The sequence below is a fragment of the Bacillus sp. A260 genome (genome assembly GCF_009861435.1).
Classification (GTDB): Bacteria; Bacillota; Bacilli; order Bacillales; family Bacillaceae_G; genus Bacillus_A; species Bacillus_A cereus.
In genome coordinates this window covers 2,591,194-2,604,148 of record NZ_CP046398.1, presented here as the reverse complement: position 1 = coordinate 2,604,148, position 12,955 = coordinate 2,591,194, and the positions used below count along the sequence as shown (strand labels likewise).

The following is a 12,955-nucleotide window of genomic DNA, read 5'->3' as shown; positions in this document are numbered from 1 at the left end:
ATGAAGATCCTCTTTTTATATTGAAATTAATGTTCAATTTTAAACGAATAAAGCCATTAATATTAAATTTTGGTAGCTATCATCCAATTTTACACCCTTTGCTTTTCTACCCTCTTCAAAGAAGCCTAGATTCTTATATAACTGGATTGCACCTAGATTATCTTCCATTACCTCAAGACAAACTTTTTCAATCTTACTGTTATTTTTAGCCCAATTGATTAACGTTTCTAGAAGAGCTCTTCCGATACCATAATTTCGATATTCAGGTAGTATGGTCATCGCAAAAGCCCCTTGATGACTAATTTTTTCTTTGTTTCCGTTCTTAAAATCTATTGAGCCGACTAACTTACCATCAACTTCAGCAATAAACTGTACATAATTTGGATTTTCATGATAAGCTTTTAACGTTTTTTGAATAGCATCGATACGCACCTTTTTTACATCCTCAACCGTACTTAGCATGTATGGAGCGTTTATTAAAGCTTTTGAAGCAGAATCTAGTATTCTTTCTGCATCCTGTTCTTTAGCTTCTCTAATTAGTATTGTTTTTCCATCCTTAGATTTATAAGTAAAAACATTAGTTGATAAGATACTACACACACCCTTTCGGAATATAATTAGTTGAATTTTTTAACTATCGTACGATTATTAAGTAAGAAAAAGTCGTATCACCTTTTTCTTCAATCGCTCTGCTTCAACTTAATGACGATTATTTCAGATATTTTTAATTTTTACAAGAATTTATTCCGTTATATAGCCCGATTGTTTAATAATATGACTGGCGTTTTTTAAACAATTTTATTATGTTTTAAACAACTTTATTATCTCTGTACAAGATGAACTAACGACTTGAGCTGTTGTGTAAATAATATACAATGACCTTTTCTAATTCCTTAGTTTGTTCTTTTTTCCGTACACGAACAGCATCTACTGGAATTTGTGTATGTTTTAACCAATCTAGAATTAAGTGTAGTTGTTCTTGTATTTGACCAATGTTTTGCTCCTTTATGTTCTTATTCTGAATTCTATTAATTAATTGAAGCATATAGGGAAGTTTTTCTATACATTCGCTTAAATCTCCGCAATAACCTGAAGGGAATTCATGTGTACCAAATTCTAAAGTATGGATGTAATTAGAAACTAGGTATATCATAGCTTCTTGTTCGGTATCACCACCTAATTCAATCGCTTTTCGAAGGAATTTTTCTAAATCGTCATCTTTATTGCTAGAGTCCATATAAATTCCTATCCATCTAAAAGGTCTTGAATCAAATGGGTTGTTTTCTGTCCATCTATATAGAATGTCTATTAGAAAACTATTTAGTGCGAAAGTTAAGACCTCATCTTTTTCGTTTAATGCATCTAAAATAGTAAACAGTGAAATGGCAAACTCTTCTTGATCTTTTGATTCCCATTTCTTTGCATTTGAAATAAATGTCTCTAAATGTTTATAAGCTAATTTTCGAAGTCCCGCTTCGCGATGCTGACAGTAACAAATAAAATCATGCCAATGCTCATTTGTATTCATATGTATAATAATAGTTTGTAATGTAGTGAGAGGTTTATCCATTATAAGTCCCCAATCTATTAAGAACGTGTTGAAAATTTAGTGTTATTATATCATTACATAAATTAAAGTGGGAAGAATTTAAGATGGATTTTATTGGTCACGGGATCCAATCGATTGGTAATGAAGCAGTTCTAACAGGACTCATTATAGACTTTGAAGATGAAACGTAAAAAAAATTATTATGTTTATCTGAATGTTGAGGGAATACAAGAGTTTTATTTATCTAATTTTTAGAAAACATAGACTATAATATTGATAAATGGTATAATTTCCTTGTTATTGGAATTAAAATGAAAATATTAGAAGAAAAAGGATTGGGCTGGTTTTAATGGGGGATTCTGATCACAAAGAAACAAAGGCAATATTAAAGTTATGGTTTATTTATATACCACTTGCATTTGGAGAGTTTGTCTTTTCGAATATCATAGGTTATTTAAAAAAATAAAGATTTTGCATTTGAAAAACAATTAACCTAATTTAATTGTTTTTTTATTTTACTTTAATAAACCAAATAAAAATAGAGATTTTGAACAAGATGAAGTTTATGAAGGAAATAACGTTGATTAGGTGCTGAAAACAGTGTGAAATCAACAGTGCCTAAAGAATAAAACAGGAATCATTCAACCATGGTAATTTGCCGTTTTAATAGCTTCCTATAGTGAGATGTTATGTTCACATCATATGTATACGATATTTGTAACATAGCATTACTAGAACTTCAAAATTAGTAGTTAAGGTGCTACCTTTTAGAGTGCTATAGATATATAACTTAGCTAAAAAAGCAAAAATCATATAATTTGCGCTTTTTATTATCCGTTTTTTGGTAAATGATTATAGTTTTTGTCACATTAATACTGTACGATACATAGTATAAAACACATACTGTATGACATATAGTAATGGAAATGAGGTGAGTGAATGGATACTTTATTAAACTCGTTAATTACTGAGTTAAGAAGAGGGACATTAACGTTAGCTGTTTTAAGTCAATTAAGAACGCCGCAGTACGGATATTCACTTGTCCAGTTATTGGAGCAATCAGGGATTACAATTGATCAAAGTACTTTATATCCGCTACTTCGCCGATTAGAAAAGCAGGAGTTAGTGACGAGTAGTTGGGATAAAACAGAGAGTAGACCTCGTAAGTATTATGTTTTAAGTGAATATGGATTAGAGATATTTTTACAATTGAAAAAGCAGTGGGTAAAGGATTCGAAAGAACTTTATAACTTATTAAAGGAGGAGGACGAAAATGAGTTTGATTGATATGTATGTCCATGAAGTTGCGAAGAGATTGCCTGAACAAAATCGTGAAGATATTACACTTGAACTACGGTCAACAATAGAGGATATGTTACCAGACGATTATAATGAGGAAGATGTGAAGAGCGTACTCGAAAAATTGGGAAGTCCAGTTTCATTGGCTAATGGGTACTTGGATAGACCAATGCATTTAATTGGACCACGTTATTTTGATGTATATACGACGCTATTAAAAATGATTATACCAATTGCAGCTGTTATTGCGCTCATTTCAATGGTTGCAGAAAATTTTATAGGCTATAATGGTGATCAAGCGGTATTAAATGTTATTTTACAATTGATAGGTAAAGGTATAGGGGAAATTTTTGAAGTGGGTCTCCATGTATTTTTCTGGTTGACACTTGTGTTTGTTATTTTAGAAAGAACAGATAAAGACAAAGGTATCGAGCCGTTGACGACAAGTTTAAAAAAATGGACACCAGATGATTTGAAAAACATCTCGTATATCCCAAAGAAAAAAGCAATCTCGAAGTTTGAAGTTTTTGGAGGTTTAATGTGGACGGCAGTTTGGACTACACTTTACTTTTATGCGAATCATCTTGTAGGCGTATATCATGGTACAGAAAACGGATTGAAGTTTGTCGCGCCAACGTTTAATCAAGATGTTTTGCTTCAATACTGGCCCCTAATTTTGGTTATGATCGTTTTCGAAGTAGCTATATCACTTTATAAGTTAGTACAGGGACAATGGACGAAAAGGTTGGCAATTGGAAATGCTATTCTTCAAGTAGTCGGAACAATCATATTCATTGTAATTGTAGTAAATCCACATTTATTAAACGCAGGATTTATTACGTATTTGGCAAATGCATTTACTATTTCCCCAGAGGAGTTTAAAACGTGGCTCATTGGGGGAGGAATTTTCTTCTACATGTTATCTGCTGCAATAAATATACTTGATGGTTTCCGAAAAGCTAGTATTCGTATGTAGATAAAAATCGGAAATTTCGATAAAATAAAACTATTGAAAAGATAGTGAAATAAGATGAACATGATGAAAGGAAGAAAATAATGATAAGGGAAGCAACGAAAAGAGATTTAGCATACATTTTAGATATTTATAACGATGCGATACTTTATACAACAGCTGTATATGCGTATAAACCTGTAACCCTTGAAAATAGAATAGATTGGTATGAACAAAAAAAGGCTGAAGGGTATCCAATTTTCGTATATGAATTAGATAATGAAGTAGTAGGATTTGCGACATTCGGCCCATTTAGAGCGTGGCCTGCTTATAAATATTCAGTTGAACATTCTGTGTATGTAGATAAGGCATATAGAAAAAATGGCATTGGGTCTTCATTAATGAAAGAATTAATCAAAATTGCGAAGGAAAGAGAGTATATGACCTTAATTGCTGGAATTGATGCAGAGAATAAGAAAAGTATTGCCTTGCATCAAAACTATGGATTTATTCATGCAGGAACAATAAAAAAAGCTGGTTATAAGTTTAATAAATGGCTAGATTTAGCTTTTTATCAGCTGGAACTTAACGGTCCTGAAAATCCTATAGAAGAATAAATATTTTTCGGTAGCAAGAAAAAATTCATGCTACCTTTTTCTTATTTAAATAGCTGATATGAGCTGCCGAAAAGTTTTTTTATATTCGATATTGAATTTATTGGTATAATAGGAATGTTTAACGAATTTCCGCTTCTTTATGTGATGGGGGGAAAAGATTTACCGAATCGACGTGAAAATAAAGAGGTAGATGAAGCTTTTGCAGCAGTTTTAAAGTACATATACAAAGAATATAGTGAAAGCATGCTAGGAGTGAGCGATTGAAAAGAAACTTAAAGACTTCAACAATCATTATTTTAATTTTAACGATTATTGCTCTTGAAGTTGGAATCGCACTATATGATCACAATTTGTCATTAGATACAATTTACTTTGCAGCGATCCTTATTTGTATTGTATTGCTTTTTGGCACACGTGTTTCTGGAGAGAAAGAAAGTACATCGCAACGAGGAAGAAGAAAAACAGCTCTTATATTTTGGCCATCTATTTTATTGTCTATCGTTTGTTTTGCGGTTATAAGTTACATAAGGGTAGGATATGTCTCTGTACCAGGTATAATTGGCTTTTCATGCTTTGTTACATATGGTGGATTCGTATGTATTAGTATTTTAAAGAGAAAAAATAAAATGTAGATTACTAAGCTGAAAGGAAGCAATATAAATGAAACATATAAAGAACGGTACACGTACTGAAGGAGAATATATTAAAAATAAAGTTATTCAATATAATATGTCCATCTTAACAGATGAGGCAAGACAGACGATGGAAGAAGTACGCCTCGTAGTAAAAAATGAAGAAGGAAAAATTTTTGGTGGCGTAACAGGTACGATGTATTTTTATCACCTTCATATCGACTTTTTATGGGTTGATGAATCAGTTCGTCATGACGGTTATGGCAGCCAACTTTTACATGAAATTGAAGGGATTGCGAAGGAGAAAGGGTGTAGATTAATATTGCTAGATTCATTTAGTTTTCAAGCACCAGAATTTTATAAAAAGCACGGTTACAGGGAGTATGGTGTCGTTGAAGATCATCCGAAAGGTCATAGTCAGCACTTTTTTGAAAAGAGATTATAATAATATTATGTATACTGTTTGATAGGAGAAAGAATATGTACACGTATAAATTGCAACAAGAACAACCAATCTGTGCAGAAAAAATAAAAAAACTTTATGATTCTGTCGGTTGGTGGCCAGAAAGAAAAGAAGTCGATATTGAAAAAATGTTAAAGAATAGCATAGCCATTGGAGTATGGGAAGAAAATGAATTAGTTGGATTTGCTAGAGTCGTTTCTGATGGTATTTTTTGAGCATACATTGAAGATGTTGTCGTACATGAGAGTGTAAGAAATAAAGGTATTGGAGAGAAGATGCTTACAATGTTACTCGAGGAAATATCTCATATTCATATTGTTAGTCTATTTTGCGGAGAGAAGCTAATAAAGTTTTACGGTGAGCAGCAATTTCAAGCAACGAAGCAAATTGTGATGCATCGTAATCAAACAGGGAAAGAATAAGAGGTGCCAATTAAAATGAATGCAACAAGAGCGTACTGTTTATCGAAAAGAAAAGCGACAGAAGATTCTCCAGATGGTTGGAGTGCAACATGTATGAGGCTTAATAATAAAATATTTGCGATAGTAAATCATGAAGAAGGCGAAAAAGCTACGATTACATTGAAGTGTGATCCAGAAGTCGCATTAAGAATAAGAGAAGATTATCCAGAAACCATTATTCCAGGGTATCATATGAATAAAAAACATTGGAATACTGTTTATATTCATAAGGATATAGAGCAGGAGCAAATTAATAAAATGATTGATTGGTCGTATGATTTAGTACTACAATCATTTTCAAAGAAAAAGCAGCAGGAGTTAATAGATTAATATGTATTAGGAGTGTGTGTAATGAAAGATTCTATTAAAGATACGTATGATAAATTAGCGAGTACATATAAAGAAAATCTAGATTTCGCAAATCCATATAACAGTTATTATGAAAGACCGGCGATGATGGAGCTTATTCCAAAGGAACTAGAAGGAAAAAAGATACTAGATGCTGGATGTGCAGCTGGATGGTATACTTCTCAATTCATAAAAAGAGGAGCAAATGTTACAGCAATTGATGTAAGTCCTGAAATGGTAAAAGCAGCAAAAGAAAATATAGGAGAAGAAGCAACGTTCCTTTGTCATGATCTGCAAGAAACATTGCCATTTAAAGATAATACATATGATGTGATTGTAAGTTCATTAACTCTTCATTATATAGAAAATTGGAATCAAGTATTTCAAGAATTTCGTCGTGTATTGAATCCAGGTGGAGAACTTATATATTCTATTCATCATCCTTTTATGGATTTCACAAAGTTTCCATGTGAAAATTATTTTGAAAAACAGTTATTAATAGATACTTGGGTTAAACCGAATATTACTATTGAAGTCAAGTTTTTTAGAAGATCATTACAAGACATACTAAATGAAACTACAAATTATTTTGTATTAGAAGAGATAGTAGAACCGAAGGCAATTGAAAAAATGAAAGAAGTAGACGAAAAATCATATTATTATCTAAATACGAATCCACATTTTCTTATCATTAAAGCAACTAATAAATAGCTAGTAAAATAACTTTGTTTTACTAGCTATTTACAGTTTTACATTACATATTAGGGGACTTTAAAATGAATACGAAACGAAATAGAGTAGTATATGCACTATTTACTATAGTTATTATTATTTTAGGTCTTAGCTCAAGAAAGTTTTCTTTTGCACTACCACATCTATTAAATGATTACTTAGGCGATGCTTTATGGGCATTAATGATTTTCACTGGCTTTGGATTTTTGTTTCCTAAAACAGAGACGAAGAAGTTGGCTTTTATTAGTTTAATGTTTTGCTACGGGATTGAAGCGAGCCAATTGTATCATGCGGAATGGATAGATAGCATGCGTGCAACGACTTTGGGCGGACTCGTGTTGGGATACGGTTTTTTGTGGAGTGATTTAGTGGCCTATACAATTGGTGTTGGAGTGGGAGTACTGTGTGAGGTTATTTTTCGGAAGACATAAGAATTGTAAAAGGGGTATTTGTAAATGGAACAAGCACTGGAAATTGCAAAGTTTTGGTTTCAAAATGAACATGTCACAGCTACTGTAATGCAACAAAAAGTAGCGAAGGTTATATGCAAGAATAAAGAGTATATTTTAAAGAAAACAGGATCAATAAAGCAACTTCTAGTTGAATTCGATGTTTTGAAGCAACTGTATGAAAAGGGAATTAAAGTACAGAGAGTAGTAAAGACAGAAAATGATGAACAATATGTATTATATAAAGAAAAATATTATTGCTTATATGAGTATGTTGCCGGAAGTGTTTTAGAAATAAAAGATACGAATAAGCTGGAAAGGCTAGCAAGTACAATTGGAGAAGAAATAGCTAATCTGCACAAAGCATTACATTCGGTGAATAGTGACCATGAGTTAATAAAAAGAGATTTATATAGGATGGCATTTGAATGGGCTATACCGATTTTAGAAAAGAATGAGTATGTTCATCGAGAGGTAATTCAAAAGATGGAGCGAATGCACGCAGCTTTCAAGGAAACGGTCCATCCATTACCGAGACAAATTATTCATCGTGATATGCATCTATCAAATGTAATCTTTAAAGATGATAAACTGGAAGGGTTTATAGATTTTGAGATTTTAGAAAATAATGTAAAAATATTTGATTTATGTTATTGCTGTACAAGTATATTAAGCGAGCTATTTAGTGATGAAAGATTAAGAGGGAAATGGTTACATATCGTTAGCAAAGTCTTTGAAGGTTATTATAAACAAAATGATTTAACGAAAGAAGAACTAAAAGCTATTTGGTATGTTATGCTTTCAATTCAAATTATCTTTATTGCTTATTTTGTCCAGTTACCAGATTTATTAAAGTTAAATGAAGAAATGTTCTTCTGGATTTTCGCTAATAAGGAAACTATTGAAGAAGTTATAGAAGGTATCGTAAAGGTATGAAAAAAATAATATTAATTGGTTCTGGTGGTTCAGGAAAATCTACATTAGCAAGGCAGTTAGGAAATAAATTAAATATTAAGGTGCATCATCTTGATGCATTATTTTGGAAACCGAATTGGGAAGGTGTTCCGAGAGAAGAACAAATAACAGTTCAAAATAACTTAATTAAAGATGAGAAATGGATTATTGATGGGAATTATGGCGGGACGATGGGTATAAGACTGAATGCAGCTGATACAATTATCTTCCTTGATATTCATAGAACAATTTGTATTTATCGTGCTTTTAAAAGAATTGTAAAATACCAGAATAAAACAAGACCAGATATGGGCGCGGGATGTGAAGAAAGATTTGATTTGCAATTTTTTAAATGGATATGGGAATATCCTAATGCTAAACGACCTACAATTTTAAAAGGGTTAGAGCAATTGCCGGAAGAGAAAAAGGTTATTGTTTTAAAATCTCCAAATGAGGTTCGGAAATTTTTAGAGCACATATAATTATAGAATGTAACACAAAAATTCTTTGTGAATCTTACCGATTAGTTTAATAAAACTAATCGTTTTTTATTATGAAAAATTTAACGCTTTTTGAAAATTCTATTTTGTAATGAGTATATGACTTTAAGTTCATATAAAATGAACGTTTGGAGGAATAGAAAATGACTAACGATTTAATTCAACTAATCAATTCATTAATGGTCAATATTCCAGCTGGAGAGGTAGTATTAAGAGATGATCGAATAAAAAAAGAATGGCTAGTACAAATTCAACCATTTCTTCTTGCAAAGTATGCTGTAACAATGGAACTATATGATGCTATTACAAATAGTACATTAAATAATTTTGATGAAAATCATAAACCAGTTGTCAATATTTCATGGAACGATGCCATTTCGTTTTGTAATGTACTTTCAAAAAAAGCGGGATTAAAAGAATATTATTCTATTAGTGATGGTGGTCAAATTGTGAAATGTAATTTAGGTTCAAATGGCTACCGATTACCATCTGAGGCGGAGTGGCAATATGCATGTAAAGCAAGTACAACCGGATATACATACGGAAAACTTCATGATATAGCGTGGTATAATGAAAATTCAAATGGAGAGATTCATGACGTTGGCCAAAAAGAACCGAATGCATGGGGACTTTATGATATGCTAGGGAACGTTTGGGAATGGTGTTATGATTTGTATGATGAAACAGTGTACGGATCATACCGTATTTTTCGTGGTGGTAGTTGGGCTGAAACAGCGAGAGGGTGCGGAGCTACTTGTCGTCGTCGAAGCCATCCTACATTTCATATAGATGATCTCGGTTTTAGACTCGCTAGGTCAATTTAGTAGGAACATGATACGAACAGCTAGGAAAAGAGTATGGAGAGAATCCGTACTCTTGCCAACATAGAAATGATTTAACGTAAGGAGTGTTTATTATGGCGCGTGTTTTATTTATTAATGCTGGATCAGAAGGACATATAAATCCAACTTTACAAGTTGTAGATGAATTGATTTCTCGTGGTGAAGAGGTCGTTTATTTTTCAATAGAAGCTTTCAGGGAGCGGATTGAGAAGACGGGTGCTACTGTACGAACGATTGATGATCAAAAATTTATAAAAGCGTTTCTATCTGGAGGCAGAAATTATTTACAGGAAAGAATAAATGGCCTTCTACATACAGCGGATATTGTAATACCTAGCGTTTTAGAACAAATTGAAGGTGAACATTTTGATTACATAATTCATGATTCTATGTTTGGCTGTGGCCATTTAATTGCTCAAATCCTTAAACTTCCAGCCATAAATTCATGCACATCTTTTGCGCAGGATGAAAAATCCTTTGAGCAAATGTTAGGTCATCTATCAAAAAATATCCCAGTAGAAATTTATGATAAAATACAGAATGATTTTCAAAACTTAACGAAGGGAATTGCTGAAAAATATGGTGTTGAAATAAAATCATCGTATGAAGTTTTCTGTAATCCTGCACCCCTTACTATTGTATATACAATTAAGGAGTTCCAGCCTTTTGGTGATACGTTTGATGAAATATATAAATTTGTAGGACCATCTATCTCTGCACAAATGAAAAACAGAGACGTTGATTTTACTTCAATTGAAGAAAAAAGTCCGATTTATATTTCATTAGGTACTGTTTTTAATGAAGCGATTGACTTTTATAAACTGTGTATGAAGGCCTTTGAGAATAGTGAGCATACAATTGTTATGTCTATTGGTAGTAAAACAAAAATAAGTGATCTAGGCGAAATTCCTAAAAACTTCATTGTGAAAAACTATGTACCCCAAACTGAGCTGCTTACATATACGAAACTATTTATTACACACGGCGGGATGAACAGTGCGCATGAAGGACTGTATAACGGGGTTCCGCTCGTTGTAATACCGCAAAGTGCAGATCAGCCAGTAGTCGCAAAGCAAGTGGAGAGTCTTGGAGCAGGAATAAAATTACAAATGCAAGGATTAACTGCGGATCAACTAAGTGAAAGTGTAGAAATGGTATTAAATAATCCGTCATTTAAAGAAGTTGCTTTGAATTTGAAGAAATCTTTCCAAAAATCAGGTGGATATAAGGAAGCTGTTGATGAAATTTTTATATTTGTAGGTCAGTGAAAAAATGAAATTATACATTAGAAAAGCATCTAAATAGGATGCTTTTTATTTAACTTTATAATTCTTATTTTTAATATCTAGTATGGTTAAAACTAAGGCACTGAGAGATATAAGTATAAGAATAAAAGTTAACCAGTTAAATGTATTGTCAATTATGAAGTAAAGATGATAGATAAATATATTCAAATTTTATTTTAAAATGTTAGGACTTAGTTTTACATGTTAGTAATAATTTCACTGTTTCTGCACAACTTCTGCACATACTCAGGTAATTTCTATGTCATGATATATTCATAAAGTGAAATATTACACAAGAAAAATATAATTTCACTGCGGTGTATGCATAATTAACACATACATCGGTACAAGTTTGTCTCTTGTTATTCTTTTACATCAAAGCCCACATTCCACTACAAAGTATAACAAGAAGGAGACATGAACATGAATAATCGATTTTTAAAACAACTACAAAATATGAAAATGAACAAAAAAAGTTTAGGAGCTGTAGCATTAACAGCTGGAATTATTAGTACGACACTTATTCCTCAAAATGCTTATGCGCACGGTTTTGTTGAAAAGCCTGGTAGCCGATCTGCTTTATGTAGTCCAACTTATGGTGCGCTAAATGTAAACTGTGGAAGTGTTATGTATGAACCACAAAGTTTAGAAGCTCCAAAAGGGTTCCCACAAGGTGGTCCAGTAGATGGACAAATTGCTTCAGCAGGCGGAAAATTTGGTAGTATTTTAGATCAACAAACAGCAAATCGTTGGTTTAAAAATACAATCACTGGTGGGGAAAATACATTTACTTGGAAGTATACTGCGCCTCACTTAACGAGTAAGTGGCATTACTATATTACTAAAAAAGGATGGAATCCAAATAAAGCGCTAACAAGAGCAGATTTTGAACCAATTGGAACAGTACAACATGATGGTTCTGCAGCTTCAAATAATTTAACTCATAAAATCAATGTACCTACTGATCGTAGTGGATATCATGTGATTTTAGCAGTATGGGATGTAGCTGATACAGCAAATGCATTCTATAATGTAATTGATGTTAATCTTATTAATGATGTGAAACCAGACATAGAAGCGCCAAGTATTCCAAATGGACTTCAGACGCAAAAAGTAACAGCGAATAGTGTAGAACTAACATGGAACGCTTCTACGGATAATGTAGGGGTAAAAGGATATCAAATCTTCCGTAACGGAGAGATGATTGATACAGTACTAGGCACTCATTTTATTGATAAGAAATTACAACCAAGTACAGAATACTCTTATACTGTAAAAGCAATTGACGCAGCTGGAAATGTATCGAAAGAAAGTGCAGCGCTTACAGTAAAAACGACAGTTGAGACTCCTGATACAGAAGCACCAACACAACCAAAAGGATTACATAGTATGGGAACGACAGCGTCAAGTGTGGATTTAATGTGGAGTCCATCTGACGATAATATTGGTGTAGACCATTATGATATTTATAGAGAAACAGAAGGGGCAATGAAAAAGATTGCAACATCCAATACAACTTCTTATTTGGATAAAAATCTGCTCGCTAATACTACTTATAAATATGTAGTGAAAGCTGTTGATGTAGCTGGAAATGAATCCGTACAGAGTGATATATTCACAATTACTACAAAAACTGAAAACGCTTCATATGAAGCGTGGGATGCAAAAAAAGCATATAAAAAGGGAGATAGAGTTCTGCACGAAGGAAAAGTATATGAAGCAGTCCAGAGTTATCAAGGAAATGGTGATCCAAACTGGATTTATGCATTATCATTATGGAAAACAGTGTAAGCTTTACTTAGGTATGAACTAAGAGATGATGGGCTTTGATGCAAAAGGGAATCTTGAGAATTCACTTTTCTATTAATAAA

At 32.5% G+C, this 12,955-nt stretch carries 15 protein-coding genes and 2 pseudogenes; 15 read left to right on the top strand and 2 right to left on the bottom strand.

Features of this window, described 5'->3' with window-relative positions; translation table 11 throughout:
* Window positions 1–39 precede the first annotated feature (39 nt).
* Entirely contained in the window at window positions 40–600 is a 561-nt protein-coding gene (locus GD442_RS13160) for a GNAT family N-acetyltransferase (protein WP_000337115.1), read from the bottom strand.
* A gap of 241 nt (window positions 601–841) precedes the next feature.
* Window positions 842–1,570: a hypothetical protein gene (locus GD442_RS13155; RefSeq protein ID WP_000360503.1), complete on the bottom strand. Its 729-nt coding sequence runs from the start codon at window positions 1,568–1,570 to the stop codon at window positions 842–844.
* Between the two features lie 918 nt (window positions 1,571–2,488).
* On the opposite strand from GD442_RS13155, the gene GD442_RS13150 reads away from it, so the two are divergent.
* The 15 genes and pseudogenes from GD442_RS13150 (at window position 2,489) to GD442_RS13085 (ending at window position 12,875) form a co-directional block, all read left to right on the top strand.
* Window positions 2,489–2,836 (top strand): PadR family transcriptional regulator, encoded by a 348-nt coding sequence (locus GD442_RS13150; protein WP_000380296.1) that lies wholly within the window; start codon window positions 2,489–2,491, stop codon window positions 2,834–2,836.
* Window positions 2,823–3,824 carry an HAAS signaling domain-containing protein gene (locus GD442_RS13145; RefSeq protein WP_000052354.1) on the top strand — a complete coding sequence of 334 codons (1,002 nt, stop codon included), beginning with the start codon at window positions 2,823–2,825 and terminating at the stop codon, window positions 3,822–3,824. Before GD442_RS13150 ends, GD442_RS13145 begins: the two co-directional genes overlap by 14 nt.
* 80 nt (window positions 3,825–3,904) lie before the next feature.
* Window positions 3,905–4,417, top strand: coding sequence for a GNAT family N-acetyltransferase (locus tag GD442_RS13140; protein WP_159365104.1), 513 nt, complete (start codon window positions 3,905–3,907; stop codon window positions 4,415–4,417).
* A 99-nt stretch (window positions 4,418–4,516) separates the two neighbouring features.
* Window positions 4,517–4,681: pseudogene (locus GD442_RS27765) on the top strand (serine hydrolase); the annotation flags it as partial.
* On the top strand, window positions 4,678–5,049 hold the full coding sequence (locus tag GD442_RS13135; protein ID WP_000827997.1) for a hypothetical protein: 372 nt from the start codon (window positions 4,678–4,680) through the stop codon (window positions 5,047–5,049). The pseudogene GD442_RS27765 and the gene GD442_RS13135, both read left to right, overlap by 4 nt.
* 28 nt (window positions 5,050–5,077) lie before the next feature.
* On the top strand, window positions 5,078–5,494 hold the full coding sequence (locus GD442_RS13130) for a GNAT family N-acetyltransferase (protein ID WP_000680537.1): 417 nt from the start codon (window positions 5,078–5,080) through the stop codon (window positions 5,492–5,494).
* Window positions 5,495–5,529: 35 nt separating this feature from the next.
* Window positions 5,530–5,934 (top strand): annotated as a pseudogene (locus GD442_RS13125) (GNAT family N-acetyltransferase).
* 15 nt (window positions 5,935–5,949) lie between these two features.
* Window positions 5,950–6,303, top strand: a complete 354-nt coding sequence (locus GD442_RS13120; RefSeq protein WP_000994627.1) for an MmcQ/YjbR family DNA-binding protein — start codon at window positions 5,950–5,952, stop codon at window positions 6,301–6,303.
* Between the two features lie 21 nt (window positions 6,304–6,324).
* Window positions 6,325–7,032 (top strand): class I SAM-dependent methyltransferase, encoded by a 708-nt coding sequence (locus GD442_RS13115; RefSeq protein ID WP_000655264.1) that lies wholly within the window; start codon window positions 6,325–6,327, stop codon window positions 7,030–7,032.
* Window positions 7,033–7,097: 65 nt separating this feature from the next.
* Entirely contained in the window at window positions 7,098–7,484 is a 387-nt protein-coding gene (locus GD442_RS13110; RefSeq protein ID WP_001093456.1) for a ribosomal maturation YjgA family protein, read from the top strand.
* A gap of 24 nt (window positions 7,485–7,508) precedes the next feature.
* Window positions 7,509–8,438, top strand: a complete 930-nt coding sequence (locus GD442_RS13105) for a phosphotransferase enzyme family protein (protein WP_000434088.1) — start codon at window positions 7,509–7,511, stop codon at window positions 8,436–8,438.
* Window positions 8,435–8,938, top strand: a complete 504-nt coding sequence (locus GD442_RS13100) for a DNA topology modulation protein (protein WP_000720558.1) — start codon at window positions 8,435–8,437, stop codon at window positions 8,936–8,938. Before GD442_RS13105 ends, GD442_RS13100 begins: the two co-directional genes overlap by 4 nt.
* Before the next feature lie 161 nt (window positions 8,939–9,099).
* Window positions 9,100–9,780, top strand: coding sequence for a formylglycine-generating enzyme family protein (locus tag GD442_RS13095; RefSeq protein WP_000180354.1), 681 nt, complete (start codon window positions 9,100–9,102; stop codon window positions 9,778–9,780).
* A gap of 92 nt (window positions 9,781–9,872) precedes the next feature.
* A complete protein-coding gene (locus GD442_RS13090; RefSeq protein ID WP_000124880.1) occupies window positions 9,873–11,066 on the top strand; it encodes a macrolide family glycosyltransferase in 1,194 nt (397 codons plus the stop codon).
* A gap of 441 nt (window positions 11,067–11,507) precedes the next feature.
* Window positions 11,508–12,875 (top strand): lytic polysaccharide monooxygenase, encoded by a 1,368-nt coding sequence (locus GD442_RS13085; protein WP_001065152.1) that lies wholly within the window; start codon window positions 11,508–11,510, stop codon window positions 12,873–12,875.
* Window positions 12,876–12,955: the final 80 nt, after the last annotated feature.